The 26,882-nt window shown below is 45.4% G+C and carries 21 protein-coding genes; 6 read left to right on the top strand and 15 right to left on the bottom strand.

The window, feature by feature from the left end:
- Positions 1–336 precede the first annotated feature (336 nt).
- Positions 337–1,326, top strand: coding sequence for a C40 family peptidase (locus MWM02_RS01575; protein ID WP_244402803.1), 990 nt, complete (start codon positions 337–339; stop codon positions 1,324–1,326).
- A 32-nt stretch (positions 1,327–1,358) separates the two neighbouring features.
- On the opposite strand, the gene MWM02_RS01570 is transcribed toward MWM02_RS01575, so the two are convergent.
- Both MWM02_RS01570 and MWM02_RS01565 read right to left on the bottom strand, forming a co-directional pair.
- Positions 1,359–2,966, bottom strand: coding sequence for an S-layer homology domain-containing protein (locus MWM02_RS01570; RefSeq protein WP_244402802.1), 1,608 nt, complete (start codon positions 2,964–2,966; stop codon positions 1,359–1,361).
- A 125-nt stretch (positions 2,967–3,091) separates the two neighbouring features.
- Entirely contained in the window at positions 3,092–6,568 is a 3,477-nt protein-coding gene (locus MWM02_RS01565) for a S8 family serine peptidase (RefSeq protein ID WP_244402801.1), read from the bottom strand.
- 348 nt (positions 6,569–6,916) lie between these two features.
- Here MWM02_RS01565 and secA2 point away from each other — a divergent pair, with 348 nt between their 5' ends.
- Both secA2 and MWM02_RS01555 read left to right on the top strand, forming a co-directional pair.
- Positions 6,917–9,271, top strand: coding sequence for an accessory Sec system translocase SecA2 (secA2, locus tag MWM02_RS01560; RefSeq protein WP_244402800.1), 2,355 nt, complete (start codon positions 6,917–6,919; stop codon positions 9,269–9,271).
- A 38-nt stretch (positions 9,272–9,309) separates the two neighbouring features.
- On the top strand, positions 9,310–10,212 hold the full coding sequence (locus MWM02_RS01555; protein WP_244402799.1) for an accessory Sec system S-layer assembly protein: 903 nt from the start codon (positions 9,310–9,312) through the stop codon (positions 10,210–10,212).
- 278 nt (positions 10,213–10,490) lie between these two features.
- On the opposite strand, the gene MWM02_RS01550 is transcribed toward MWM02_RS01555, so the two are convergent.
- The 8 genes from MWM02_RS01550 to MWM02_RS01515 all read right to left on the bottom strand — a co-directional run bounded on the left by MWM02_RS01550 (position 10,491) and on the right by MWM02_RS01515 (position 20,266).
- Positions 10,491–11,762 carry an oligosaccharide repeat unit polymerase family protein gene (locus MWM02_RS01550; protein ID WP_244402798.1) on the bottom strand — a complete coding sequence of 424 codons (1,272 nt, stop codon included), beginning with the start codon at positions 11,760–11,762 and terminating at the stop codon, positions 10,491–10,493.
- Positions 11,763–11,779: 17 nt separating this feature from the next.
- Positions 11,780–13,297: a murein biosynthesis integral membrane protein MurJ gene (gene murJ / locus MWM02_RS01545; RefSeq protein ID WP_064552242.1), complete on the bottom strand. Its 1,518-nt coding sequence runs from the start codon at positions 13,295–13,297 to the stop codon at positions 11,780–11,782.
- Between the two features lie 10 nt (positions 13,298–13,307).
- Positions 13,308–14,015, bottom strand: a complete 708-nt coding sequence (locus MWM02_RS01540) for a WecB/TagA/CpsF family glycosyltransferase (RefSeq protein WP_244402797.1) — start codon at positions 14,013–14,015, stop codon at positions 13,308–13,310.
- 24 nt (positions 14,016–14,039) lie between these two features.
- Positions 14,040–15,323 (bottom strand): nucleotide sugar dehydrogenase, encoded by a 1,284-nt coding sequence (locus tag MWM02_RS01535; RefSeq protein WP_064552244.1) that lies wholly within the window; start codon positions 15,321–15,323, stop codon positions 14,040–14,042.
- A gap of 279 nt (positions 15,324–15,602) precedes the next feature.
- Entirely contained in the window at positions 15,603–16,010 is a 408-nt protein-coding gene (locus tag MWM02_RS01530) for a hypothetical protein (RefSeq protein ID WP_064552246.1), read from the bottom strand.
- Between the two features lie 156 nt (positions 16,011–16,166).
- Entirely contained in the window at positions 16,167–17,312 is a 1,146-nt protein-coding gene (gene wecB / locus MWM02_RS01525) for a non-hydrolyzing UDP-N-acetylglucosamine 2-epimerase (protein ID WP_244402796.1), read from the bottom strand.
- Between the two features lie 341 nt (positions 17,313–17,653).
- Positions 17,654–19,015 carry a C40 family peptidase gene (locus MWM02_RS01520; protein ID WP_244402795.1) on the bottom strand — a complete coding sequence of 454 codons (1,362 nt, stop codon included), beginning with the start codon at positions 19,013–19,015 and terminating at the stop codon, positions 17,654–17,656.
- A gap of 753 nt (positions 19,016–19,768) precedes the next feature.
- On the bottom strand, positions 19,769–20,266 hold the full coding sequence (locus tag MWM02_RS01515) for a hypothetical protein (protein ID WP_064552250.1): 498 nt from the start codon (positions 20,264–20,266) through the stop codon (positions 19,769–19,771).
- A 205-nt stretch (positions 20,267–20,471) separates the two neighbouring features.
- On the opposite strand from MWM02_RS01515, the gene MWM02_RS01510 reads away from it, so the two are divergent.
- Positions 20,472–20,882: a helix-turn-helix domain-containing protein gene (locus MWM02_RS01510; protein WP_064552251.1), complete on the top strand. Its 411-nt coding sequence runs from the start codon at positions 20,472–20,474 to the stop codon at positions 20,880–20,882.
- 193 nt (positions 20,883–21,075) lie between these two features.
- On the opposite strand, the gene ssb is transcribed toward MWM02_RS01510, so the two are convergent.
- Positions 21,076–21,420, bottom strand: coding sequence for a single-stranded DNA-binding protein (ssb, locus tag MWM02_RS01505; protein WP_244403583.1), 345 nt, complete (start codon positions 21,418–21,420; stop codon positions 21,076–21,078).
- Between the two features lie 312 nt (positions 21,421–21,732).
- On the opposite strand from ssb, the gene MWM02_RS01500 reads away from it, so the two are divergent.
- Complete coding sequence (locus tag MWM02_RS01500; protein ID WP_064552252.1) at positions 21,733–22,194, top strand: YwpF-like family protein; 462 nt, start codon at positions 21,733–21,735, stop codon at positions 22,192–22,194.
- Positions 22,195–22,204: 10 nt separating this feature from the next.
- Here the strand turns inward: MWM02_RS01500 and MWM02_RS01495 are convergent, their stop codons facing one another.
- The 4 genes from MWM02_RS01495 to MWM02_RS01480 all read right to left on the bottom strand — a co-directional run bounded on the left by MWM02_RS01495 (position 22,205) and on the right by MWM02_RS01480 (position 26,124).
- On the bottom strand, positions 22,205–22,813 hold the full coding sequence (locus MWM02_RS01495; protein WP_064552253.1) for a class D sortase: 609 nt from the start codon (positions 22,811–22,813) through the stop codon (positions 22,205–22,207).
- Positions 22,814–22,818: 5 nt separating this feature from the next.
- On the bottom strand, positions 22,819–23,784 hold the full coding sequence (locus tag MWM02_RS01490) for a processed acidic surface protein (protein WP_244402794.1): 966 nt from the start codon (positions 23,782–23,784) through the stop codon (positions 22,819–22,821).
- Positions 23,785–24,042: 258 nt separating this feature from the next.
- The gene (locus MWM02_RS01485) at positions 24,043–25,419 is read right to left on the bottom strand and encodes an aspartate kinase (protein ID WP_244402793.1); all 1,377 of its coding nucleotides are present in this window, start codon (positions 25,417–25,419) and stop codon (positions 24,043–24,045) included.
- A 261-nt stretch (positions 25,420–25,680) separates the two neighbouring features.
- Entirely contained in the window at positions 25,681–26,124 is a 444-nt protein-coding gene (locus MWM02_RS01480; protein ID WP_064552256.1) for a DUF1284 domain-containing protein, read from the bottom strand.
- Between the two features lie 146 nt (positions 26,125–26,270).
- On the opposite strand from MWM02_RS01480, the gene MWM02_RS01475 reads away from it, so the two are divergent.
- Entirely contained in the window at positions 26,271–26,840 is a 570-nt protein-coding gene (locus tag MWM02_RS01475) for a hypothetical protein (RefSeq protein WP_064552257.1), read from the top strand.
- Positions 26,841–26,882 lie beyond the last annotated feature (42 nt).

The following is a 26,882-nucleotide window of genomic DNA, read 5'->3' as shown; positions in this document are numbered from 1 at the left end:
CCTCTTAAATTTAGCTACTAAACAATTACTAGTATAGTTTTTTATAGGCAGCTTGTCAATGTATTCCTGCAGATTTATTTCTATGAAACAGACGCAAAATTCTCTTTCTAGCTAATATTCTACTAAAAATAACATATCATGCAAGAGTTTTTTGAAAATCGTGTTTGTTTTAACAAAATTACTATATGCGATATTAATAGGCGGTATGACTAAAAATTTGTTACAAAATTGTAATGTTTCCGAGAAGAAACTGTAACGTCCCCAAAAAATGATTATGATAAACTAGCAATAGTGACAAAATTCGTACAATTTCGCCGGAGTAAAGGAGATGGGAAAATGCGGAGGCAATTGGCTCTGGCTCTGTTGCTCGGCGGGAGCGTTTTCGTAGTGGGCGCTCGCGCCGAGCAAGCAGAAGCGAGCGTGAACTACGACCAAATCGTTCCGGCAGCAAAGCAGTATATCGGAGTCCCGTACCAATGGGGCGGCACGACAGCAAAAGGATTCGACTGCTCGGGATTTATCCGGCATGTCTACCAGTCGATCGGCATTGATATGCCAAGGACGACGGCCGATATGTATCGGATGGGGAAACGTGTCGACAAAAGCGATTTGCGCGTCGGTGACCTCGTCTTTTTCAACACAAGCGGAAAAGGAGCTTCCCATGCGGGAATATACATAGGAAACAATCAATTTATTCATTCTTCTTCTTCAAAAGGCGTGACCATTTCCTCGCTTAATGATCCGTATTACTGGAGCAAAAAATATATCGGGGCAAAACGAGTGTTAGCATACCGCTTGGCGCCGGGGCGATTTCAAGATGTCGCTTCTTCCCACTGGGCGTTCGATGAAGTTCGTGCCCTGTCGGAACAAGAGCTCGTTATCGGCTATGAAGACAGCTACTTTAAACCAAATGAACCGATTACGCGCGCGGAAGTCGCCGCGTATTTGGCAGAGTATTTGGATTTGAATCTGTCCGACCGCTCGAGAACGTTTAATGATGTGCCAAATGACTACTGGGCGCTTGGAGCGATTCGGGCGGTACAAAAAAAAGGAATCATGAACGGAAGCAATGGAAAGTTTCATCCGGAAGATACGTTGACGCGCGCGCAGCTGGCAGCGGTGCTGACGAGGGCATTTCGCTTACAGCCGCCAGCTGCGGCGAAATCATTTACCGATGTGCCGCCAAGCTTTTGGGCGTATCGCGACATTCAAGCATTGGCGGCGTCTGGAATCGCCACGGGGCGCACGGATGGCTCGTTTGGCCCGAATGAGCCTGTCACACGCGCGCAATTCGCCGCATTTTTGTACCGCGCTATGCGCCAGTAGCGCAAAAAGCCGCAAGGGATGTCTCCTTGCGGCTATTTCTTTTCAAGCGTTCGTTTTAAAAATAAAGAAAACTGCCCTCTTGTAATCATTTCGTTTGGACGGAACGGATCGGCGATGGTAATGCCATTATAGGCGAGCGTCTGGATTTCGTTGTACGCCCAAAACGATGGCGGGACATCCCGGAACGAACGCAACACCTCCGGCCGTTTGTATATATCGGAGCAAGCGCGGACAAGTACCACCGCCATCTGTGCTCTTGTCATATACTCATTCGGACGGAGCTTTCCCCCTTTTCCAAGCAGCCCATGGGCTTCCGCAATTTCCATTTCTTTGTATCCAACATCTCCTTCTTTCATATCCGTTGCCTTCATTTTATATCCTTCTGGCAATGTCAAGCCGAACGCGCGGACAAGCATGCTGGCGGCGTGGCGGCGCAACAGCTTTTCACTTGGGCGAAACGTGCCGTCCGAATAGCCCGTGATGATTCCGCGGTCGTACAATAGTTTCACGGCTTGCTTCGTCTCTTCATCTTCTACGTCCGGAAACAGCGGGCGGGAGCTGACGCTTGCGGCAATGTTGCGGTAATTGACCGCCAGTGTTTCCGAGCCGCGGTTAAATCCCTTTGACATTGGCAGAACAGCGCGGAATAATACACGGTCGTTCAAATCTTTTTGAAAAAGCCATGAAACATCATCAGGAAGCGCAGATGGATGGTACCAGCTTTCCGATACGCCCGCGGATCGCGTGCCAACGTAAACGGAAGCGTACCGTCCGTCGCCGTCTTGCGCATTAATATATGCCGGCGCTTTCGGGCTGTATAAATAAAGCCGCAAATGATAGTATGACGCATTTATGGAATCCGGCATATAGCCTGTTAAGCGAAGCGGCAGCGGGGATTGGACGGCATAGTTGTTTCCAAGCCGCTGCTTCCAATATTCTTGCAGGCTGGAAAGCTCAAACGGCGTCGGAATGTGGACATTCATTTGCATATGTCCTTTTACCGCAAGCGGCGAGCCAAACAGCTGCACATAGTCTTCCGCCAATATTTCCGGCAATGACCATTCGTAGGCGCCGCTTCCGTCAGCGTGTACGGACGGATAGCGAAACAGTTCGCGCGCCGCAGCATATTTGGAGCGAAGCCAATCAGCCGGCTTCAGCTGCTCTTTGTTGATTAAATAATAATAGGTAAAATGATGTCCGTATTCATGAGCAAGCGTTGTCGCCATTTGCGCAACGGTCGTAAAATCGTTTCCGCCATATAAGTGGATAACCCGGTTAGGCAATAGCGACAGCGTCTTTCCGATTTGGTATTCGGCAAAGTATTGCCCGAGCACATTTTCTCCGGCCGGATAATCAGGAAAAATCATGATTTTCCCAAGAAGAGAAAGCTCTGGGCCATGTTTGTTCGCCAAAAGCTCCGCCTCAAGCGCTTTTAATTGCGCTGTCGTGCGCCATTTCGGGCTGTAACTTTCAATGGTCACCCCGCTTGTACCTTTATAGCGAGCAATAAGCGGATAAAAGTCTTCGTAGCTGCTTTGCACTTGGGCTTTATTGGTGAGGTCAATGACATGGGCATCAACGGCTTTTCCGCCAAAGATGAACGCCATGACAAAGAAAAGAAGGAAAGAATATTTGCGCATATGCCTCGTCTCCTTTGTGATTTGCTATTTTCATAGTAACATAGATTCGAAAACAGGATGGAATGAAAACCGAAGTAGAAAAAAGATGCTCCAAATGCGTTTGGAAGCATCTTTTTTCTTCATTATTATTTGACTAGTGAAATGGAAAGCGTATATGGTTGTGCGCTTGGGCGGGCAAAACTATCTTCCACGGCAATGTAATATTTTCCTTTTTTCAAAGTAACGGTAGCGATTTCGCTGTCGCCCTCGCCGTAATAGTCGAATGTTTGCACAAGCTCGCCTTTTCCATTATAAATAGTGATGACGCCGTCCATCGTAATGCCGCCGGCAAGCTGGACGGTAAATTTGCCGTCTTTTGCCGCGGTAAACGCGTAATAATCTTTATCGCCGTAATCGACGGACGCGTTCAAATAGCCGGTTGCTTTGTACGTATTTCCCGACTGTTTCAAACTGAGCGGTTTAGATGGCACGTTGTTTTTCACAACGGATCCCGCATCTTCATCTTTTTTCGGCAGCGTTTCAATGCCGAAGCGGTACGATTGAAGCGTTAATCCATCGTACATAAAGTTGCTTACTATAAAGAAATAGCCTGTGTTTTTCTTCGCTTTAAACGAACCGTTCACATCGTACATCGGATTGAATCCGGTCGGTGCAAATTCAACCATTTTCCCTGCTTCTTCATCGTCAATGGACATGTTTCCGTCCGTATCTTCCACCACTTCTACAAACGGAATTAACGTGCCTTGCAAGTCGGTTGGCAAGCTTGCTTTGTTTGCCAATTTATCCGGGCGCGCAAAGAATGTGAATATGTCATCGTTGGCGCGGTGCTTGTAATAGTATATGTCCACATCATTGGTCAACGCGAAATTGCCTGTCACCGTCTTGTTCGGCTGAACAACCGTCGCGAGAATTGGCTCATTATTGTTTTCATTCGCGTCTTTCGGCGCGTTCATTAATTTTCCCGATGTAAATGTATATGGATCAGCAGACGGTTGGTAGCTGCCATTGGCAACCAATAAATAATATTGTTTTCCTTTTTCTAACGCTAGCGTGAATATGTTTGTCTTTTGGCCTGTAAAGTAGTCATAGCCGTTATATTCGCTAACGGGATATAAGTCGTCTTGTTTCGGGTCGTATTCATACACTATCGCTTCTGGCATCATATCATCAGGCAGATCAAATGTAAAGCGGTAAAACGCTGTGTCAGCGACAGAAGACAGCTTGTAAACATCGCGGTCTTCCCCAAATTGAATATACGCTGACTGCTTATCGCCAAGGTTATAAGGAAGCGCCTTTTCTTTTATTTGCTGTACTTCTTCTTTGTCGAAAGAATACAGTGAATCGTCATCTTCTATTATAATATCCTGCTTTTCTTTCGCTTTTTTGTTTAGCTGCGTTCCTTCAGGCGGAAGCATCTCTTCCGATGGTGGCACCGGCTCTTCCGTATCATCCATCATCGGATATCCATCTTCATCCGGCGGCATGGTGACCGGCTCAACCGTTAAGCGGTACGGAATGGCCGACGCTGGCGTGCCTTCTATCGCGCTGGAAACTGTTGAGTACGAACTGTAGTTCCAAGAATCCAACGGCGGTTCGCTTGCTACTTCAATGACATATTCCATTTCCGGCTGTGCTTCCAACGTGACTGTCTCGCCTTTTCCGCTGCCGTTATTATTGGCCGTCGCAATCGGATACGGGCCATCGTCATCGGCAGATGGATGATAAAAATCTTCCGCGAAGTAAACGTTGATTGTCGAATCAATGCCCGGAACCGGCGAAAGGTTTAATTTCACTGTCGTCGGTTTTTCCACTTTAAAAGTGAAGTAATCGTAATCCGCTTCTCCCTCTTTTTCCGGAACAAAAGTAAACGGCGCAAATTCTGACTGGTCGCTGTCAAATGGAAGCTGTTCAATGGCAATTGGATTGTCTTCGGTGGAATTGTCCGCCGCCAACGTTGTCAGTTTTTGCAGCGTTAATGTGTACTTCGATTTTCCTTGCGTGCTATAGCTGCCGTTCGCATCAGTGACGCCGATGACAAGCGTGCCGTCTTCTTTTGCTGTAAACAATTTTCCTTCTATTTCTCCAGCGCGCGTGTCATTGACATTGATCGGCTTTTCGGATTGTTTTTTGCCTTTAGGGTAGAAGCGCAATATCAGCTTGTAATCGTAATCTTTCGCCCCTTCCAGCACGGCTTGGACGCTTTCCCCAGCTTTTATGTCCACCTTCATCCAGTCGATTTGTTCCGGCGCTGTGAAGCTTCCTGTTTTCGTTGCCGCCTCTTCCGTTAACTGCAGCGGAGCGGCTTTGGCGAGAATCGTTTCATCAGTCCATGTTTCTTTTTTCGGCAATTTCTTTATGTCAAAGTTTAACGCGGCAACCGGATTGACAAGGCCGTTCGCGTATTTTAAATCATAGCCCTTTTCACCAAGATCGGTCGCCGTTTTTTCTAAAATGGCTTCCACTTCGTATGGCTTTAAGTTCGGATATTTTGATAAAATGAGCGATGCCACGCCCGCAACAACCGGAGCAGCCATCGATGTTCCGCTTAATTCCGCAAAGGACGCTCCTTTTGTCGGATCATAAACGGTGCTGTAGACATCGACACCCGGCGCGACAATATCCACGGATGGACCGTAGTTGGAAAAGTTCGCTAAATGGTTTTCGCTGTCAGTAGCTCCGACACTAATGACACCTTCATACGATGCCGGAATGGAATACATATCGGTTGATTCGTTGCCCGCTGCCGCAACGACCGTTATGCCGGCGTCAATCGCTTTTTTCACGGCATCTTCCAAAATCGGGGAGCTGAAATAGCCGCCCAGGCTCATATTAATGACTTTTGCACCTTTTTCAATGGCGTATAAAATCCCTTGCGCAATAACATAGTCGCTCGCTCCCAAGCTGCCGTTAAAGACGTCAATCGGCAAAATTTTCACATTTGGATTGATGCCATGTGCGCCAATGCCGTTGTTGGCGGTCGCCCCGATAATCCCGGCAACATGCGTTCCGTGAATATCTTTGACTCCCGGGCTTGCCGGATTGGCTGCGTTATACGATGGAAGCAGCTGTGCTTTTAAGTCAGGATGCTTCATATCCAGACCGGTATCAATGACCGCCACCGTTACGCTATGTTTGCCGGCAAGCTGCAACGCTTTGTCGATCTGCAATAACGAAAGCGGGTACATTTTATTGTTTTTCGGATCATTCGTGCCAAGCTTTTTATATGTAAAACTAGGCGTGACGCTCTTAACGGCTTTCAGCTTAGCATAGGCGCGCATGACTTCTTGCATCGTTTTTCCTTTTTGCACTGTTACGACATCATAGCCTAACTGCGGAAACGATTTTTTCACCGTTGCGCCGAGGCTGCGGTGGACGCTGGCAGGAATTTTCTCTTTGTACTTTACGATCAGCATATCTTCGCTGATTTGGCCTTGCGCCTCTTTCAGCTGTTTATAAGCGAGACGGGCCTTTGCGGCATGTTGCTGGTCATGCTGCTTCTTCCACTGCTCCAATGGCGGCATTGTGGACGCTTGGGCAAAACTAGGCAGGACAAGCATAGAAGCAAGCCCAAGTGAAACGGCGGTTTTTTTCCAGTTTTTCATTGACCTTCCTCCTATTTTTAAATCATTCAATCTATTATGACGAGTAAAAATAAAAAAAGTTTCATAGTTTGATAAATTTTTCCTTCCTTTGACTCCACTGCTCGATATAATCAGCCAAATACTCATAAGCTTTTCTTTCTCTTGATATGCTTAGGCTTCTCTCATCTTCCTTTCGATTTGTCGGAGCCAGGAAAGGCGATTCGCACTTGGCACAGACAAGCGGACCGTTGAAAAAGATGATGAATTTCGGCGATTTTTAAGAACGTTTTCCAATATAGTGAAACGCAAAACAAACAATGATATACTAGATTAAGTGATGATTCGACATTTGTGGAGGAGACTAGCAGAATGTTGTCTTATGTAAAAAAGCTATTCCATAACGATGAGAGACGGTTGAAGCGCTACTACAAAATCGTTGATCATATTAACGCACTGGAGCCAAAGTTTGCGAAACTGTCCGATCAAGAGTTGCGGGAAAAAACAGCTTATTTTAAAAATGAACTTGCCAACGGAAAAACGATATTCGATATTCAAGCTGAAGCGTTTGCAGTGGTGCGCGAAGCATCGAAACGGGTGCTCGGCATGCGCCATTTCGACGTCCAGCTAATCGGCGGGCTTGTGCTGGCGGAAGGAAACGTTGCCGAAATGGCGACAGGAGAAGGAAAAACGCTCGTCGCGTCATTGCCGAGCTATTTGCGCGCTTTGGAAGGAAAAGGAGTGCATGTCATTACCGTCAACGAATATTTAGCCAGACGGGACCGCGAATTGATTGGACAAATTCATGAATTTTTAGGGCTGACGGTCGGGCTGAACCTTCCGATGATGGAAACGGAAGAGAAAAAAGCGGCATATCAAGCGGACATCACGTACGGAATCGGCAGCGAATTCGGCTTTGATTATTTGCGCGACAACATGGTTTACGACGTATCCCAGCGCGTACAGCGGCCGTTTCACTACGCGATTATTGACGAGATCGACAGCGTCCTCATTGACGAAGCAAAAACCCCGCTCATTATCGCCGGCAAAACAGGAGTCAGCTCCGAACTCAGCTATTTATGCGCCCGCATCGTCAAAACATTTCAACGCGATGTCGACTACTATTATGATGAAGAAACAAAGGCAACGAACTTGACGGAAGAAGGAATCGCCAAGATCGAGCGCGGCTTTGGCATCGACAACTTGTACGATTTAGAGCATCAAACTTTATATCATTATATCATTCAAGCATTGCGCGCCCATGTGTTATTTCAGCGCGACGTCGATTATATCGTCAGGGACGGAAAAATTGTATTAATCGATATGTTCACCGGAAGACCGATGGAAGGGCGGAGCTTAAGCAACGGCCTCCATCAGGCGATTGAGGCAAAAGAAGGGCTCGAACTAACCGAAGAAAACAAAACGCAAGCATCGATTACGATTCAAAACTACTTCCGGCTTTACCCGATTTTATCGGGCATGACAGGAACCGCCAAAACGGAAGAAAAGGAATTTCAAACTCTCTACGGCATGGATGTCGTGCAAGTTCCAACGAACAAGCCGGTCATCCGCATCGATGAGCCGGACCGCGTCTTTTTAACGATCGATCAGAAATACAAGGCGGTCGCGAAAGAAGTAAAACGTGTGCATGAGACAGGACAGCCGGTTTTAATCGGAACAACGTCCATTTTGCAGTCAGAAAAAGTCGCCAAATATTTAGAAGCGGAAAATCTGCCGTTTCGCCTATTAAACGCGAAAACCATCGAACAAGAAGCGCAGCTCATCTCGTTGGCCGGACAAAAAGGGCAAATCACCATCGCGACAAACATGGCCGGCCGCGGGACGGACATCATGCTTGGCGAAGGGGTGGCCGAACTTGGCGGGCTGTTTGTGCTCGGTACGGAGCGCCACGAATCGCGGCGCATTGACAATCAGCTAAAAGGGCGGGCCGGCCGCCAAGGTGATCCGGGACGTTCCCAGTTTTTTATTTCCTTGGAAGATGACATGTTCCGCCGTTTTGCCAAAGAAGAAACGGAAAAATGGATCAAAAAAGCAAAAACGGACGAAAACGGAGAAATTTTAAATAAAGATATTCATGAGTTTGTCGATCGCGTTCAGCGCATTTGCGAAGGCAACAACTTCTCGATTCGCGAATACAACTTAAAGCTTGACGACGTGTTGAACGACCAGCGGACAGCGGTTTACCAATTGCGCAACCGCATTCTCGAAAACGATCGTCTGATTCCGCTGATGGTCGATATGCTCCGTGAATACGTTCCATATGAAATTGAGCAACATTGCCCAGTGGGGATGCTTCCAGAAGAATGGAATTTAGAAAAGCTTTCCGAACGGCTTCATGAAATCATTCCATTTCCTGCTGTTCAGCTTCCGGAAACAATCAACGATATAGAAGATGTAAAAAACAGCGTCCAGCACTCGTTGGAACAATATATCCATTATTTAGAGGCAATGAATGACGCCGAACAAGGGCTGCCGGAAATCAGGCCTTCCTTGCTTTCGATTGTCGATCACCATTGGCTGAACCATCTTGATGCGATGGAACGTTTAAAAGAAGGCATCGGTTTGCGCTACTACAGCCAAGAAGACCCGATTCGCCAATACCAGCGCGAAGGATTCGAGCTTTTCGTATATATGTACCGTCAAATCGAAGCAGATATTTGCCGCCGTCTCGCGCAGGCGGTCACTCCAAAAATCGCCGCCAGCTAAAGTGTTGGAAAAATGTCCTAATATATGGAGGGAATCACATGTTGCCATTTTTTAAAAAACAAAAACAGCAAAAAGACGAACGTGACAGCGTCGTGGAAGCAAGCGAACTGTTAGGAAGCAGCGATACAGATTCGGGCGAAGAAGAAGTCAAAACAGAGCTGTCGTTCCATCCATCGTGGAACGTAAGCGTCGAAGAGCGCTACTATTATCAATTTTTGCATAATCAGCAGCGGCCGCTGAAAAAAAACCAAATTTCTTTATCCGGCATTGATTTAAAACAAGTGCCGCAAGGATATGTCGTTACGGCTTTCGTCCGAAACAGCTTGTCCCGCCCGGTTGCATTCAGCCCAACTCCGCTTTTGTTGCTCGGTCCAAACAATGAAGTGCTCGCCCGTAAAGTGTTCGATTTGTCGGAACTTGGAGAAGTCCCTCCGCGCAGCAGCCGCCCGTGGAAATTTTTATTTGAACAGGAAACACTCAGAACTTCCGAGATACCGCTTGTTGATTGGAAGCTCGCCTTTGAATTGCCAAAACAAAAGCGCCACTCCCTTGATTTAGAAGAAAGCTGGGAGAAAAGTTTGGCAGCGGAGGACAGACAAAAATTGCAAGCGCTCGTCCAATCGCTGCAGCCGCCTAAACCGGGAGAAGTCAATTTTATGGGGCTGCAAGCGCGGCAGACAGAACAAGGCGATCTTCATGTCACGTTGCTCATTCGCAATGGAAGCGACAAAAACATTCATATCCAACAGTTAGCGTTGCAAGTGCATGATGCAAGCGGAGATGTCGTCGCCAGCGGCGCGTTTGCCCTTGATAACTTTGAAGTGAAAGCAAATACAAGCAAGCCGTGGACGTTTATTTTCCCAAAATCGCTAGTCACGAAGGAAAATCCTGACCTTCGTTCATGGAAAGTATCGCTGCCGTCTTCTTCTCCACAATCGTAAAGAAAATGAGGCTGGCCTAAAAGGTTGTTTCAACCATAAACAGAATACCATATATAGGTTTTCTCTTATTGTTCGTGCGTATATATGATTGGCACAAAAGGGTGTCCCATCACTTTTGGGACACCCTCATTTTTTATGAAAAAAACCGCCTATCTAAAGATAGACGGTTTCCCAGTGGCTACCAACCGAGGTCTTTTCTTTATATTGCTACAGAAGGAAATAATATCTGTCGTACAAGTATATTTTACCATTGACATCTTTATATAACAACGACTTTTTTAGCCGTTTGCCCTCGTTCTTTCAATTGCGCTGGAGGCAATAGCATAGCCAATCATCAACAAAAACAATAAATCTAGCAAACCAGTATGGATGGAAATCATAAAAATCGTCGTGATAAACGCGTACGCAATCGTTTGAAACGAAGCGAATCCCGATTGCTTCATCTGATTATACAACATCGACAAAATCACGCCGTACAGGGCAAAGCCAATGATAATCGCCCAATAGCCTGCCTCGACATAAAATTGTCCAAGCAATGTCGGCGTGGTGGTTCTTCCCGGGCGCGTCACATATTTCCCTTTATCTACGGTAAGCGAATTTACCATTTCCGTAATCAACATGCGCGGCGATAGCTGCTCGCCCGGCAAAATCGTCGAAAATATCCCTTCATGAAGCTTTCCATACAAATATCCATGTTTATCGGTATATTCCATTAATTTGCTTAGCACAATCCGGCCTGTTACGCTTACTTCCGTTAAACCGCGAACCCATTTCGGTGTTTCATTAATTTTGCGGAGGAGCGCCGCATCTCTATCTACTTGCTCTTCACTTAACTCCACATTCGGCCCTTCATGGCTGTTAAATTCTTTCGTCTGGTCCTCTGTAATGACGCGGAAAAACCCGAATAACGAAAGCGACAAACCAATGACGAATAAAAACGCCAGCAGCCATGACAGCTTAATGCGCCGAATCGTATAATGGAAAACAATCAAACATGTAAAGCACATAATGACAATCGGTGTCCGATATCCCATTAACACTAAAAGCAGCAAAACGACGACCAACACTGAAAAATACGTGCGCATCTGCTTCTTTGTGAGCGGATGTTCGCGAACAGCACGGTCACAAATAAGAAACAGAACAGAAAACCATAAAAACGAACTTAAAAAATTCAACTTCGGATCTAAGTGCCTGCGCACCGATTCATCCGCAATCCCAATTTGTCCTGTCGCAAGCATAATAACGTAACTAGCCAATCCGATAATGCCAAGAGCATACAAAAAATATTTCGTTTTTCCTTTTAAAAAGGCCAGCCCCATAGAAGGAAACATCCAATTTTTCTTTTGGACAATATAAACAGCTGCCAAATAGGAAAGAAGCCCGGCTAAAATGGCCCATAAAATATTCCGATCAGCTTCAAAATATTCTATTTTTCCAAAATCAAACAAACTGACAAAAAAGTAAAGAATTAAAATAAAAGGAAAGAAAAAATATGGTGAAAATGAATCAATCTCGTTATTCCACTTTCGCAGCATCCCTAGTCGTTTCATAGCTTTTCAGTTTCCTTCTAAGAAACTTCTTTCCTCCTCTTTTTCGTTAAAATTTCTTTAACGGATTGTACCTTAAACACCCATAATGCTACAAAGTATACCGCCGCCCCCGATATAATCATGACCGTTAAGTACGGTATGATGGCGAGCCGATCGGCATGCAATTCGTATTTCATAAAAAGCAACACAGCTACCATTGCGAGCGTACTAATGGTAATTTTTCCGTATTCCTTTCCAACCACCGAAAGGCGAAATCCACCTGTGATTTTATAGAGCGTCGTAAACGTAATCAGCGAATACACCAAGCCGACAAAAGACGCGGATAAAGCCAAACCCGCCGCTCCTATTGTGCTGGAAAAAATCGCATTAAAAATAATGTTAGCAATAATCGAAACAATTCCGGCTCTCAGCATATAATGCCCTTTTTCCAGCGTATAAAATCCTTTCGCAATGACAGCTTGAATGCTGTAAAAAAGAACGGAACCGATATACAAAAATGAGTATTCGCTTGTTTGGGCGGTCGCACTCGCCGTAAACGCCCCCCGCTCGTATACAATCTGAACGCACTCTTTCATCAGCACAAGCATTCCGGCAACCGTCGGCGCCAAAAATAAAAACATGTACGTAAGTCCCTTTTCGATGCCGACTCTAAACAGAGCCATGTCGTTTTTCGTTCTTGCCTCTGCCAACAACGGAAACACAATTGTAGCGATGGTTACTCCAAAAATCGCCTGCGGAATACTTACGAGGCGAAATGCATAGTTTAGAGTAGATACAGCACCTTCGCCAAGCCTTGCGGCAAACAATGTGTTCACAAACAAGTTTACTTGGCCGACGGCGATCGTTAGCCCGATTGGCAAAAATACGCGGTAAAACGAGAGAACTTCTTTTCGATCCACCGGCTGCTTCCAGTCAATAAACTGGCGCGGCCCTAAATAAAACAGCTTGATTAAGAAAGAAAAGATAGTTCCGACAAAATAGCCAAACGGCACGGAATAAATCCCCATTGGGCGATGAAGAAACAGCGCGCCGCCAATCGTGCACAGCACAACAATCGTCTGGGAAAATGTCGAAAACGAAAACATCTTTTGGGCGTCAAAATATCCTTCGTAAACCGCATTGACGCCGACAATAGCCACAGACAGAAAGTAAATGACCGCCGTCCATATAGCAATTTGCGTTCCATGACTATTAAAATCTGGATATAGTTTTGGAATGACAAGCGGAGAAAGAAGCGCCCCGGCGACCGCGATGACAAACGAAATCCAAAATGTTCCCTTTACGATGTTCGTTAAATGAGAAAAGCCTTTTCCTAGCTTGGCGTACTTATAATAGCTAGGCAAAAAGGCATCTTTCATCCCCGTCAACATAAACAAAATAAGCGCATTGGGGATGGTCATCGCCGCGATATAAGCATCGGTGACATAAGAGTTACCGAACAAATTGGCGATGATTATATCGCGAAACATGCTCGAGAATTTCAAGAAAAAGGTGGATAGCAAAAACAGGATGCTCGCAATGCGTAATTTTGACATACTATCCCTTCTATTCTCTAATCACTTTAATCAGAAATTTCGGAAGCGCAAGCTGCCGCTTCCAGCGCCATGGCTCTTTCAGCAAGCGGTATAGCCATTCTAACCCTAGCTTTTGAACAAGAAGGGGAGCTCTTTTTATCCTTCCAGAAATCACATCAAAAGACCCGCCAACTCCTTGATATACTTTTGGGGACAGCGAATGCATATGGTTAGCGATCCAGTATTCTTGGGCAGGACTTCCTAACGCAACAAATAAAATGTCCGCCCCCGATTGATTGATAGCCTCTTGGACAACTTGTTCATCTTTCTCATATCCGTGCATGGTTCCGACAATTTGAATTCCCGGAAACATTTTTTCCAATCTCCGCTTTGCCTCATCGGCTATCCCGGGCTTTGCACCATAAAGGAAAATTTTTTTCCCGCGTGCAGCCGCTTCTTTGCATAAGCGGAGCATCATATCGATTCCCGTTACTCGCGACCGAATGCGGCCTCCTTTTAAGATGGAAGCCAAAATCACCCCTATCCCATCCGGAATAGGATATGTCGCCTGATTCAGCAATTCCCGCAATCGGTCATCCTGCTGGGCTTTCATGATTTTTTCGGGATTAATCGCAACGATAAACGATTTACGGTTATGATCAATGTCTTCCATTAACTTTGTCACAAGCTGTTCGTACGTGTATGTACAAACATGGACACCTAAAAACGTTTCTTTCATCCTATCACACCTAATCTGCAGCTATCATCTAGATTGTTTTTTTCCATCCCCAAGCACCAATACGTGAAATCCATGCTTCTTCCATTCGCTCCGGTCGATGCAGTTTTTTGTATCCAAAATAATTTTCGTTCGTACAAGAGGAGCGATTTTTTCTGGATGCAGCGTTTTAAATTCATTATGATCGGTTAAAATGACGATAATATCGGCGTGGGCAACAGCCTCTTCAATTTGTTGCGTCTGGCACGCCAATTTATTTTCCTTGATATGTGGATCGTAAGCAGTATAATCAAGCCCAAGCTTTTCTAAATGATGAATGACTTCCAGTGACGGACTTTCCCGCATATCGTCAACGTTTCCTTTGAACGCTAGGCCAAATACGGCAACGCGGCCATGATGAATATTTTCATTTTCAAGAATTTGTTTAATTTTTAGCGCTGTATATTCCGGCATGCTGTCGTTTGTATGGCGCGCAAGGCTTACTATTTTCGCTAATTCTGGTTGTAATTCCACCAAAAACCAAGGATCTACTGCAATGCAATGGCCTCCAACCCCTGGTCCAGGCAAATGGATGTTTACGCGCGGATGGAAATTAGCAAGACGAATCGCTTCCCATACATTGACGCCGATTTTCTCGCTTATTTTTGCCAATTCATTGGCAAATGCGATATTGACATCGCGATACGTATTTTCGATTACTTTCACCATTTCTGCGGTTGTCGCGTCGGTGATGTGAATCGTTCCTTTGACAAACGTTTTATATAATTCCGCCGTCAAGCGTCCGGATTCCTCGTTAATTCCGCCGACAATGCGGTCATTGTTGACCAATTCTTCAAAAATTCTTCCTGGAATCACACGCTCTGGAGAATGAGACACAAATAATTCCGTCCCAATCTCTAAATTAGCTTCCCGTAAAATAGGAAGCATGACGTCTTCCACCGTGCGCGGGGGCACCGTTGACTCGAGCACAACTAAATTTCCTTTTCGAACATAAGGGACAATCGATTTTGTCGCAGCGCGCACATAATCTAAATTTGCTGTTTTATCCTTGTTAATTGGAGACGGGACGGCAATAATAAATACATCCGCTTCCTCCGGTTTAGTGGAAACGGTAAATTTTCCGCTATCAATCGCCTTGTTAAGTCGCTCCTGTAATCCTGGTTCTTCGATGTGCAACTGTTTTTGCTGAATCATCTTCACTGTTTTTTCGTTAATATCGACGCCATGTACTTGGATGCCGTGATTAGCAAACATTACTGACGTCGGTAATCCAATATATCCTAATCCAATGACGCAAATTTTTTTACTCATATGAAAGATGTCTCTCCTTTTTTACGCAAAGTACCTTTTTTGCACCCGAATTTTATTATAGCAAAAAATGCATACATATCATATAGTTTGTATTTATTGTAACGGAATTTCAATATATAATGAAACAAAATTCGAATGTACACTTTTTCCATAATATTTAAATTCCGCCAAAGGACCGACGTCCCTGTTCGAGAAACGAGGCTTTCCTCTCCTATCTCTGCATAACCGCAAACCGCTAGCGAAAATAAAAAACATGCCAAAATACCTTGATATGGCATGTCATTCATTTTCTGTTTTGTCCATATTCCCAAGACGCTCGAGACGTTCAATCTGATAATCTGCTTCCGCCTTGCAGGAAACGTGAATGTCTTTTTCGCCATGCAGTTTTGCCAATCTCCTAATTTTGGCAAGCTGCTCCTCCGTCGGCGCTTCCGACAGCACTTTATCAATGACGGAATTAATTTTATCAGCCAATTCCTGATGAAACAATGGATTTGTTTTTAAGCGGTCGTCAAGAGAATGGAACCAGCTGGAATGGCGCACAATATAATTGCGCCACCGTTGCATAAATACTTGCGGATCAAATCGTTGTTCATTCCATTCAATGTCCCGCATATATGCTTCAAATGTACGAGTAATGGAACGGGTTATTCCAATTTTTACGGAACGAGGAAGATTTTTCAACATTAACTAAAAAACCTCCGTTGTTTTCTTTTGGGATCAACCTTTTTATCATATAAATAAAAATCAGGAAGAAATTATTTCCTTTTTCATAACCGCTACTATTATGAGAAAACTCCTGCATGTTTCTTCATTTGCAAAGGACATGGAAGATTCCATCATCTAGATGGAAAATGGTTCAGGCGGATTTGTTGCCTTGCCAAAATAATAAAGAATCGCCTGCACAATGCGCTTGGAAGCCTGACCGTCTCCGTATGGGTTCGAGGCTTTCGCCATTTTTTCATATTCGCTGCGGTTATTCAATAGCTCACGGGCCATGCTGTATATCGTTTCCTCATTCGTTCCCGCTAATTTCAGCGTCCCCGCTTCGATTCCTTCCGGCCGTTCCGTCGTGTCGCGCAGCACCAACACCGGCACGCCCAATGAAGGCGCTTCTTCCTGCACGCCACCGGAATCGGTCAAAATAAGGAACGCCCTCGCAGCGAGATTATGAAAGTCAAACACGCCTAAAGGTTCGATTAAATGAATGCGCGGATCGTTGCCAAGAATTTCATCGGCTACTTCGCGTACCGCCGGATTTAAATGAACAGGATAAACAACTTGCACATCTTCGTGCTCTTGGACAATGCGCTTGATCGCGCGGAACATGTTGCGCATCGATTCGCCAAGATTTTCCCGACGATGGGCGGTTAATAAAATCATGCGATCGTCGCCGATTTTCTCTAAAATATCATGCTTATAGCTGTCTGTCACGGTTGTTTTTAACGCGTCGATCGCCGTGTTTCCCGTAATAAAAATCGAGTCGGGCTTTTTATTTTCATTGATTAAGTTTTCATACGCTTTTTTCGTCGGCGCGAAATGAAGGTCGGCAATCACGCCGGTAAGCTGGCGGTTCATTTCTTCTGGAAACGGTGAATATTTGTTCCACGTGCGCAATCCGGCTTCGACGTGCCCGACAGCAATCTGATTGTAAAACGCAGCCAGGCTGGCGACAAACGTTGTCGTTGTGTCCCCGTGCACCAGCACCAAATCCGGCTTTACCTTTTTCATCACGTCGTCGAGCCCTTCTAAAGCACGGACGGTAATTTCTGTCAACGTTTGGCGGTCTTTCATAATATTTAAGTCATAATCCGGCTTTATATCGAAAATTTCCAGCACTTGATCCAGCATTTGCCGATGCTGCGCCGTGACAGTGACAATCGGTTCGATCAGCTCCGAATGTTTTTTTAGCTCCAATACAAGCGGTGCCATTTTAATGGCTTCGGGTCTTGTGCCAAAAATCGTCATTACTTTGATTTTATCAGCCATACTTTCACCTACAATGACAAAATGTTAGTCCTTACACAAACTTCCTTCCTTACATTATCATAACCTTTCCATTTCCTCAACCGCCAACATGCGCGTTCTCAGCAAACGCAAAAACTTCCAGCTCTTTGTTTGCCAGATGGCAGGGATCCGTGCAAAAAAGAATCCGCGGGGCTGCGCCACAAAAACGATGCTGATTTGACATGCAGGGAAGTTGAAAGACCGCCCATCAATGGCGTCGATAGCGATGAATAGCTCCCTAAAGCAAAGGGACAGCTTCGGAAGTTCCCGAGCCATCCCCGCATTTTGTTCATCATCCATTTTTTTAAGCAAAGCGTCCGAATTTAATATCGTTTTGCTCCCAAATAGCGTGCTTTCCAATAAGAATTATTCAAACTGCTGATCGTTACGCCAGTGGAAGAGCCGCTATGAATAAATTGCTGATTACCGATATATATGCCGGCATGGGACGGGCCGGACCCACTCGTTGCAAAAAAGACGATATCGCCAACCGAAGGGGCGGAAACCGGTGTGCCGACGTTCCAAATCGTCGCTACCGTGCGCGGCAAAGAAATGCCCTGCTTTTTAAACAAATAAACAATAAATCCGCTGCAATCAAAACCTACTTGCGGCGTTTCCCCGCCCCAAACATACGGCTTGCCGAGAAGTTCTGCGGCATCCGCGACAAGCGCAATGGCGTTCAGCTTCCGCTGCGGTGCCTGTCCCATCAAGCGCTCATACGTCTCCGCGTCGACAACGCCGGTCGCTTTAATGCCGGCGCTCTTCTGGAATTGTTTCACCGCTTCCGCCGTAATGGACCCATAATATCCTGTAATTTCCGGATGCGTAAAATAGCCGAGCTGTTTTAGCTTCGTTTGCACTTTTTTCACTTCCGAACCCGTTGATCCGATCGTTAAACGGATAGCCGCTTTTGGCGCAGACGGCTCCGGCTTGGAATCGGAGATCGCCTCGTTGATTTTCGCCAGTGTCTCGCCGTCAGCCTTGCCAGTAACCGGGAGACGATACCGCTTTTGAAATTGACGGACGGCATCCGCTGTAACCGTGCCATAATATCCTGTTATTTTCGGATAAGTAAAATAGCCGAGCTGTTTTAAATTTTGCTGTAATTTGCTTACTTCCGTCCCTTTCGAACCGATTGTCAATACAGTCGCTTGAGCGATTCTGGCAGGGCGCCGATTCACCTCGTTTTGGATAGACTGCACAGTGCGGGCGTCGGCGATTCCCGTCGCGGGAAGGCCGTGATTTTGCTGGAACCGCTTGACCGCGTCCCGCGTAATGGTCCCATAATAGCCAGTAATCTCCGGATATTTGAAATAGCCGAGCTGTTTTAAGTTTTGCTGCAACACTTTCACATTGTTTCCGCGCGAACCGATTTTCATTTCCGCAGTACTATAAACGGCAGCTTCTTTTAACTTAGCGTATGTAACGTCATCCACGACGCCCGTGACAGGCAAGCGGACGGACGCTTGAAACGCTTTGACCGCCTGCTCGGTTATCGTTCCGAAATATCCTGTGGCAGTCGGATATGTAAAAAATCCTTTTTCTTTTAACAGCTGCTGCAGTTCTTTCACTTGCGGAGAACTCATCCCCACTTTCCACTCCGCCGCTTTTCCATCATCTGGCATAAGAAACAGCGCAGAAGCGAAAGCGGACGTTAACACGATATGTCTTGGCTTCAAATTCACAAGTATCTCCCTCTCCCTTCTCTACTTTCACCTTTTGCACAACCATTGTAAACGTTTGATGCATCACCATATTTGCCGTTAATGGATAAATGTCTCCAGCTAAGGGATGAGGCAAACGAAAAACCACAAAAAATGGCAAAGACCCAAGTTTTCTACTAAACTTTTTTGTTTTCCCCGCCTATCCGACTCCGCACCTTTTCGCTTCTCTCCCATCGGCCGGACCGGCACTCGCAACAATGTCGAAAAAAGAAATCCATGACAAAACTGTTCGGGTCCAACATGAGACAGATTCCGTTTTTTCGACATGCGGAAAGGTGCGTAACAGCGATATATACCTTTCTTTTAGTATACTGAAACTTGCTTTCCCGCAAAAAGAGTATTTTGTATTATTTTTTGTTATATATAGTCCTAAAAAAATCAGCAACGTTTTTTTGTTATATATAGTCCTAAAAAAATCAGCAACGTTCGCTGCGGATCACCTCTGCATTATGATGTGCAATACCTCAATCCAATCAACTTGGATCATGCCGTTTGCTTTTTACACAAAATCCGGGGCTTCATCCCGTTGTGATCAAATCCCGGGCGAATCAGTTCCGGCGCGCCGCATGACATATTGTGACGCATTCGGCAAGTCTTGCCTGCCGATACGTCATGGGCGGCGCGCCCCGCTCGATCGAAACACCCAAAAACAGAGAGAAAATCGCAATAGGAAAAGAAAAAAGGGGGAACACACTCGAGGAAATGACGCAGCGATTACAGCTTGTAATTTCTTCTTGCTGGACACATAAACAAGTACGAGATCCGCTTGTTTTCAAAAATATAAAACGACTGCAAAATATAGTAAATAAGCTGTTTTTCTATTGTCAGCAGCTCGTTTGTACGAAGGCGGAGATATTTTTGTTGAAGCTGGTTCCATTCATAGAGGGAAATTTCAAATTTTCGCTTTTGCAAGTCGAGCTTCACGATAAACATATATAATTGATTGATAGATTTAAATACAAAATATAGCTGAGCATCGCCGTCGCACGTAACCGTCCGGAACCATATCTCTTCTCCTAAGGAACGACTATGTTTCTCCTCGCTTTTTAAAAACCGCAATGAATCGGTGAAATTCGTCGGTGCAATCGTTTTCAATCTAATTGAAAACGGATTTCGCGTTTCTTTTACAAATATCCTATATGTCCCCTTATTTCGCTTTAACCCTTTCCGCTCACTCACAATTAAATCCGCGAGATAAATATTCACCAGCATCCCTCTTTTTTCCTAATTATAGTAAATATTTATCCATTTTTTGCTTATTGTAGCATGATATAAAAGGAGTCGAACATTGACAAAAGAGAAAGTTTTGATCCTTTTTCGAACAAAAGAAAAAATGTTCATAAATAGAACACAAGTCTTCTCCACGCTCTTCTATCTTTAAGTTATTGATCGATTTATTGGAGCTGTGGTGAAGAAAATGATGAAATTAGGAGAAAAACTAAAATATTTGCGCAAGCAGCATAACTGGACGCAAGAACAGCTAGCGCAGCATCTCAATATATCGCGCTCGCAAATCAGCAAATGGGAAAACGGAGAATTGCTCCCGGACGTACAATCGCTGGAAAAATTGAGCAACCTCTACGAAGTGAGCATCGATTTCTTAATCGGGAAGCATACGACGAAAAAAGAGCTTCTGCGGGAAATGAACCTTTTGTATCAAACGGATCACATTGATGAGAAAATGCTCGACATCATTGACTACTTCAAACAAAATCCGAATATGGAAAAAACGATTTATTCGCTGACACAACTGCCGGCGAAAAAGCGGAAACATTTGGAAGCGATCATTGTTACGCTGGTGAATGAATTTTCCGATGCAATGAAATAATGAAGCGTCCCGATTCACGACTTTTTCGTTTCGCGCAACTATGCCAATTCGCGCAAGAACATCGCCATGTTCGCAGAAAAAAAGCGCTAACGTTTCTTGCTAGCGCAATCGTTGGGGGATGTTGCGAGGGAACACGCTCTCTTTCTCTTGGGGAAAATGTTGGAAAGGAAAAATGGGGAAGCATAGAGGAAAACTATGAATGTTCGATCCATTCGTGCGTTTTGCCGCCCATAAATCGCACGGATTCGGCTACCACTTCCGTCACAAACACCCGCTGTCCGTCTTTCTTTTCATAGCTTCTCGTTTGAATTCGCCCCATGACGCCAATAATCGAACCTTTCCGGCAATAATTCGCCGTGTTCTCCGCCACTTTTCGCCAGAGTGTGCATTGAACGAAATCGGTGTCAATTCCCCCTTCCGCATTGCGAAAATTTCTTGTCACCGCTAATGTGACGTTAGCGACCGCGGCTCCATCGGCGGTATATCGAAGTTCTGGATCTTTTGTCAGCCGGCCGACGAGCACGACTTGGTTGATCATGTTTCGACACATCCCTCCCTTCCGTTTCAGTGCATCTTCATCATAATGGACTTCCATTTCCCTCGTAAAATCGCCATTTTTTAATTTTTGCATGCCGTTCTTTCCAAACAATATCGCCAACATACGGCATCAACGGCGTAAAATCGACAGCAAAATTCAATTTTTATATATTCCCATAAAAATAAGACGACAGTTTACAACATCAATACAGTATGCAATTTCCTTATTTCGATAACGGACACGTTATACATTTCCCCTCGGTTATTAGAATGTGATATAATTTTCGTAAGACAATGTTGACGAGGTGATGGAATGAAAACCTTCAAGCTTGTGGGGCTCTCCGTCGTTCACGACGATTTGCATCGGCAAGAAATTCCATTCATTGACGGACTTATTATTAATAAGGAAGACGGACAAAACCACTGGCTGATCGAGACGTATTTAGATAAACAATACGAACCGATCTTTTCCGAGCTGCAAAAAAGAAACGATGAATTCCGTCTTCAAGTAACGATTACCAACCGAAGCAACGATCCCGCCAACATGATCGCGACCGTTCGTTCCATCACAAGAATGAACGACCATATTAGCGTGCTGATGGATGGCTTGTTAATTCGAAGCAAAACGGACTTAGCAGAAGTGGTGCTCGCGAACCTTGTCGAAAAAGGGCTGCAAGGAGAAGCGTTATTGAAGGAATTTAAACAGCAATTGAACGAGCGCCGCGGCTTCAAAAATAATGAAGAAAAAAACGCGAATTCCACTATAAAGGGCTAGAACGACGCGTCTAGCCCGTTTTCTTTATGGTGGAAACAAGCTGTGCAACAAGAACATAGCGCTGCTTCGCTTTGCCAATAAAGCGAAACGGATAACATGTCGTCACCGTTAATGTCGGACGCGGTTTTTCCACGAGAACAGTGCGATCGTTTTCATCGACGATGCGCACTTTTTTCACGCGATAAACAAACTGCTTTATCGCTGTTTCCACGATCAATTTGTCGCCAACGCCGATTTCCCCCAATTGCCAAAATACGGTATCGCGATGACCGGACAGCACCATGTTGTTTGGTTCCCCGGGCAAAGCGCTTTTCGGGTAGTGGCCGATTCCTTTCCGCAATTGTCCCTTTTCCGTGCCATGATAAATTGGTATGGAAATGCCGAGTTTTGGAATCAATAACGTTCCGATTTGTTCGCCAATCTTTGGCTTCGCGACGATGTTCGCCGTTTGCAAATCAGCCGTTCGCGGAGCAATCGGCGTTTTTCTTTCTTCTTTCCACGGTTTTACGGCATCGTACCCAAGCCAATATGAATATCCGTTCCAAACCGCCGCCATCAACCCTGCCACCATGCAAAAAACGGCGCCCCACGTTTTGTATGTTTCCCAGCTCCCTCCCATGTTTCTCACTCCGCCGCTTTGCTTTTTATCCGCCAAAACGCGTAAGCACCGAACAAAGCAAGCAGAAGGCCAAGCAACATATTGGCAAGGTACGGAGAAGCGGTATCCGGCATTTTATCGCCGCGCATTGTTTCTTCCATTTCGCTTGCTAGCATGCTGGCGTCGATAAATTTTTCGCCAGCCCGAAACACATATCCCGAAGTCAGTATCTCCTCCGATAACTGCACATCAGCAAGCAATTCTCCTTTTTGATTGTACAGCTCAATCAATAAATCGCGTCCGCCGAGCGTATTTAGCGACAAAAGCCGGTGATAAGATACTTCCTGTTTTTTTCCGTTTTCCTGCAAATAAAATCTCGGTTTTATTTGCAGCGCAGACAGCGCATCTTCCCAAATGGAAAACAATTGCCGCCGTTGCTGTTTCGTTAGTAGCGCCGCGTCTGCCACTTGCAGAAACGGTTCCATGCGCGCGTCCAACGCTTTCAGCTGCTGCGGCAAATTTTGGCGATGAAGCGAGGCGACATGCTCAAATAAACGATTCGCTTCCTTTTCCGTAAAGCCAATCGCTCCAAGCATATCGTTAATTTGCTGCATCTGCTCGTTATGGCGCAAATAAAAGGCGACAGCCGCATTCAAGTCCTCAATGAACGTATAATCTTGCACCGTTTCGCCAAACTGGCCAAGCAGCGCTTCCAATTCTTCTTGTGTCAATTGATAGCGCTTGAGTAACTGCTGGAAATTTTCTTCTGCAATCGGTGTGCCGAGCCATTGCTTTAGTTCGTCCATCGTCTGAAAATCCGCGATCGTCATATGATAATCGTCCAAATAGTTTAGTAAATCATTCATGGTCCAGCCGATGCTGCTGATGTATTGCTCGAGCTCCCGCTTTTCGATTTGCGCAAATGCGGGCGCGACGCCGTGGACGATGGCAAAAAAGAAACATGCGATGATGGCGAAGCAAAATCGGTTCATGCCGTTTTCTCCCTCCTAAAATTATATACATTGGTAGTATTTTCCGAACGTTTATGTCTTATGTATGAAATAGATGAAGTCTTGGAAATTGTGTAAAAAACGGGAAAAACGATGTTGTTTCCCGCTGTCTCCGGTTCGCCGGACAGAGAGCAACATTTTATACAAACAATTGAACTTTTCCTGAAAAAACATATAAAAAGAGGCGGACACGAAAGCGATAAACCGCTGTTCGTTCCGCCTCTTTATGTATTGTATTGCTTAAACTTCGTTTCCTACGACTGCCTCTTGAAAATACGCTTGGTAGAGCGCGCGCACCGCATCGACTACGACTTCTTCTTTTACGCCGAACATCATGCTTACTTCCGATGAACCTTGGTTGATCATTTCGAGGTTAATGTTTGCCTTCGCAAGCGCCGTAGTCGCCTTTGCCGCCATCCCGACAGTGCGCTCCATCCCTTCGCCAACGACCATGATGAGCGCAAGCCCGCGCTCAATATGAACTTCGTCGACTTTCAGCTCCGTTTGAATGCGGTCTAAAATGCGCTGCTCTTTTCCTCCTTCTAGCTGATTTGCCCGTAAAATAACGGACATGTTGTCAATTCCGGACGGAGTATGTTCATACGAAATTCCTTCATCCTCTAAAATTTGCAGCAGTTTACGTCCAAATCCGATTTCCCTGTTCATTAAATATTTGCTGATGTTAATGCTGCAAAATCCCGTATCGCTGGCGATGCCGGCAATCGGCTCGTCGAGATGGTTGCGTTTTGCGACAATCCAAGTGCCCGGAGCGGCGGGGTTATTCGTGTTTTTCACACAAACGGGAATGCCCGATTTATAAACTGGTTCCAGCGCTTCGTCATGAAACACGGAAAACCCTGAATAAGAAAGCTCGCGCATTTCCCGATATGTAATTTCTTTTAACTGGCGCGGATTTTCGACAATGGAAGGATTGACGCAATAAATCGAATCAACGTCCGTAAAGTTTTCATATACGTCCGCTTTCACCCCAGCTGCCACAATCGATCCAGTAATATCCGAACCGCCGCGCGGGAATGTGACAATATTCCCTTCTGGCGAGTAGCCAAAAAATCCTGGAATCACTAACACGCCGCGCCGTTTTCGCAAATGAAACAGCTTTTCATACGATTCCGGCAAAATTTGCGCATTTCCCGGTTCATCCGTAACGACAATTCCCGCTTCCCGCGGGTTGACGTAGCTTGCTTCCAGCCCTATCTCCTGTAAATAGAGCGCCATCAATCTAGCATTATGATCTTCCCCGCTCGCTTTGATCGCGTCCATCAAACGGCTAGGATTGTCTCGATATTCGCTCATTTTCCAGCGCAAATCGTTTTCCAATTCTGCCAAGAACTCGTCTGCCGGCAATTCGAGTTCCTTGGCGATTTCCGCATATCTCTTTACTACCGCTTGAACGATTTCGTCGCACGCTTTCCCATCCATGACGGCTTGCGCCAATTGAATAAGAATATCGGTTATTTTTATGTCATCTTTAAATCGCTTCCCGGGCGCTGACACGACAATAATGCGGCGCTCCACGTCAGAGCCGACAATATCAGCCACTTTTCGAAACTGCGTGGCGCTTGCGACCGAGCTTCCGCCAAATTTTGCTACTTTCATGTTCCATAACCCTTTCTGTCTGAAAAATCTCTTATATTTGTTTATCATACCACACTTTTTCATAGATGGAGCCATTATTTTTGCTGAATTCTGACAATAATAATCACTATGGGATGAAATTATAGGAATTTATGTAAAAAGATATTTGATTTTCCTAAAACCTAAATTCGCTGGACCGAGCACAAACCTTTACACAATAATCAGAACTTGACCGCGCTACAGCGCCAATTGCGCAAACCTCCTTCCTGCCAACGCCGTCCATCATCCTTCACTTTTTTGCGCGACGTTGCCGTTTTGCACATTCGCAATCCCTTCCTTGCATACGCCGTACGGAAGCCACGAACAGTTGGCGCATAAGTAGTCCAAATCATCCGGGCGCACCCTTTGCGCTGTCCGCCGCACCAATTCCGACTTTAAATAAACTCCGCCTTCTTCAATTCCTAAATGACGGATCACTTTTTGATCCATCGAAAGAACATGTTCGTTCGAATCCGGGGCCGCTTGGCATGCCGTTTCCCCGTGATGCGGACACGCCATGCACGCATCGTCGAGCGCGGCAACGACTTGAATCGGAAAATCTTGCTCTTCATCGCGAATTTTCGCCACTACTTCCCACATTTTTTCGACAAACGACGGGCTGTATCCCATCCCGCGAAATCCATGAACACATAATAAATGATGGCCTCGCAACCGCAGCGGCTTCATCGTTTCTCTCCTTCCCCTTTCTATTAGTTCCATCTTACTGAAAGAAACGCGATTGTACAACTCGAAAACAGGAACGAGCATTGACGGATCATAAACAGACGTGGCATTCTTAAATTACAACAACGTCAAGAAAGGAACTGTCGATGATGCAAATGACAAAAGAAGAAGTTGCCCGCGCATTGTCCGTGCTTTTTCATGAATTAACCGCTCATTGGACGAAAGAAAAAATTCACTCGGACGTGCTTGAAACGATTATGAAATTACGAATCGAAGCAGCCGACGTGGATGAATATATGCACGGATTGATTGCGAACGTGGCGTTCGCGACAGAATCATCGTACGCCTTGCAACAAGTGTTTGGAACAATGCTGCAAGAACGGTCCTTTCTTTCTCCAGCAGCGGTCGAGGAAATGATGAACGAAGCGCAAGCGCGAATTCGCGAACATATACCCGAACTCGTTTCCCGTTATAAAGCGCATTTCGAACAAATTCACGATGAAACAGAACGCAAAAAGCAGCTTGAACGTTCTTATTGTGCGCTTTTGATCGTCAATCGCATGAAAACAGATTTTCTATTTCAATTCATTCATGAAGACAATCAAAACGCCGCGAAGCAATTTTTTGCCGCGAATCCAAGCGATGTGCTCGAAGCGTTCCATCATTTAAGCAGCGTATATGCGAGCCGGTGGCTAGAAGGGCTTGAGCTGCATTACTAGATTCATCATTATTTTTATTTTTATATATTTTATATTTTTAAA

Source organism: Parageobacillus sp. KH3-4 (assembly GCF_022846435.1).
GTDB classification, from domain to species: Bacteria; Bacillota; Bacilli; order Bacillales; family Anoxybacillaceae; genus Parageobacillus; species Parageobacillus thermoglucosidasius_A.
The sequence above is the reverse complement of the archived record's forward strand: the minus strand, read 5'-3'. Positions and strand labels throughout refer to the sequence as shown.

Excerpts from the sequence above, each read along its gene's own strand:
- MWM02_RS01575 (WP_244402803.1), top strand. The coding sequence starts at position 337 with ATGCGGAGGCAATTGGCTCTGGCTCTGTTGCTCGGCGGGAGCGTTTTC.
- MWM02_RS01570 (WP_244402802.1), bottom strand. The coding sequence starts at position 2,966 with ATGCGCAAATATTCTTTCCTTCTTTTCTTTGTCATGGCGTTCATCTTT.
- MWM02_RS01565 (WP_244402801.1), bottom strand. The coding sequence starts at position 6,568 with ATGAAAAACTGGAAAAAAACCGCCGTTTCACTTGGGCTTGCTTCTATG.
- secA2 (WP_244402800.1), top strand. The coding sequence starts at position 6,917 with ATGTTGTCTTATGTAAAAAAGCTATTCCATAACGATGAGAGACGGTTG.
- MWM02_RS01555 (WP_244402799.1), top strand. The coding sequence starts at position 9,310 with ATGTTGCCATTTTTTAAAAAACAAAAACAGCAAAAAGACGAACGTGAC.
- MWM02_RS01550 (WP_244402798.1), bottom strand. The coding sequence starts at position 11,762 with ATGAAACGACTAGGGATGCTGCGAAAGTGGAATAACGAGATTGATTCA.
- murJ (WP_064552242.1), bottom strand. The coding sequence starts at position 13,297 with ATGTCAAAATTACGCATTGCGAGCATCCTGTTTTTGCTATCCACCTTT.
- MWM02_RS01540 (WP_244402797.1), bottom strand. The coding sequence starts at position 14,015 with ATGAAAGAAACGTTTTTAGGTGTCCATGTTTGTACATACACGTACGAA.
- MWM02_RS01535 (WP_064552244.1), bottom strand. The coding sequence starts at position 15,323 with ATGAGTAAAAAAATTTGCGTCATTGGATTAGGATATATTGGATTACCG.
- MWM02_RS01530 (WP_064552246.1), bottom strand. The coding sequence starts at position 16,010 with ATGTTGAAAAATCTTCCTCGTTCCGTAAAAATTGGAATAACCCGTTCC.
- wecB (WP_244402796.1), bottom strand. The coding sequence starts at position 17,312 with ATGGCTGATAAAATCAAAGTAATGACGATTTTTGGCACAAGACCCGAA.
- MWM02_RS01515 (WP_064552250.1), bottom strand. The coding sequence starts at position 20,266 with ATGCTGGTGAATATTTATCTCGCGGATTTAATTGTGAGTGAGCGGAAA.
- MWM02_RS01510 (WP_064552251.1), top strand. The coding sequence starts at position 20,472 with ATGATGAAATTAGGAGAAAAACTAAAATATTTGCGCAAGCAGCATAAC.
- ssb (WP_244403583.1), bottom strand. The coding sequence starts at position 21,420 with ATGATCAACCAAGTCGTGCTCGTCGGCCGGCTGACAAAAGATCCAGAA.
- MWM02_RS01500 (WP_064552252.1), top strand. The coding sequence starts at position 21,733 with ATGAAAACCTTCAAGCTTGTGGGGCTCTCCGTCGTTCACGACGATTTG.
- MWM02_RS01495 (WP_064552253.1), bottom strand. The coding sequence starts at position 22,813 with ATGGGAGGGAGCTGGGAAACATACAAAACGTGGGGCGCCGTTTTTTGC.
- MWM02_RS01490 (WP_244402794.1), bottom strand. The coding sequence starts at position 23,784 with ATGAACCGATTTTGCTTCGCCATCATCGCATGTTTCTTTTTTGCCATC.
- MWM02_RS01485 (WP_244402793.1), bottom strand. The coding sequence starts at position 25,419 with ATGAAAGTAGCAAAATTTGGCGGAAGCTCGGTCGCAAGCGCCACGCAG.
- MWM02_RS01480 (WP_064552256.1), bottom strand. The coding sequence starts at position 26,124 with ATGAAGCCGCTGCGGTTGCGAGGCCATCATTTATTATGTGTTCATGGA.
- MWM02_RS01475 (WP_064552257.1), top strand. The coding sequence starts at position 26,271 with ATGCAAATGACAAAAGAAGAAGTTGCCCGCGCATTGTCCGTGCTTTTT.